This is a genomic window from Polaromonas sp. P1_G2 (genome assembly GCF_056405515.1).
This window is the reverse complement of the sequence record NZ_JBFUBY010000925.1, coordinates 1-509: the sequence shown is the minus strand read 5'-3', so window position 1 is coordinate 509 and position 509 is coordinate 1. Positions and strand designations below refer to the sequence as shown.

The 509-nt window shown below is 59.3% G+C and carries 1 protein-coding gene; it reads right to left on the bottom strand.

The window, feature by feature from the left end:
• Positions 1-405: calcium-binding protein (locus AC1D0P_RS28370; RefSeq protein WP_477679784.1), on the bottom strand; the 405-nt coding region annotated here is incomplete at its 3' end.
• Positions 406-509: the final 104 nt, after the last annotated feature.

The following is a 509-nucleotide window of genomic DNA, read 5'->3' as shown; positions in this document are numbered from 1 at the left end:
CACATGGCCCGAAGGTGCCCAACTGCCCGACATGGGAACTTCACTTATCACCTGGTCGCCGGTAACGAGCTTTGCCGTCAAGCTACCGGTGAGAAGGACCACCTTGATCGGCTCTGGCGTCGCCCTGTCCATCACATCATCGCCTGCGCCACCTGTGAGCGTGTCGTTGCCCCAGCCGCCGGTGAGCATGTTGTTGCCACTGTTGCCGGTGAGGATGTTGTTCAATGCATTGCCTGTGCCGCCGGCATTCAAGCTGCTCATCAGCGCGAGGGTTTCGACATTGGCTCCCAAGGTGTAGTTGGCCAAATAGCTCTGTACTGTATCCGCGCCTTCGTTGGCCAGCTCGGTCACCACATCGCTCGCGTCGTCGACCATAAAAATGTCGTTACCCAGGCCGCCGGCCATGACATCGGCTCCTTCGCTGAAGATCGCCGGGGCGACGGAAGCATCCGTGCGCTGGCTGGTGTCCAACACCACCGCAGTGTTCGCCTTCAAGGAATTGAAAAAGG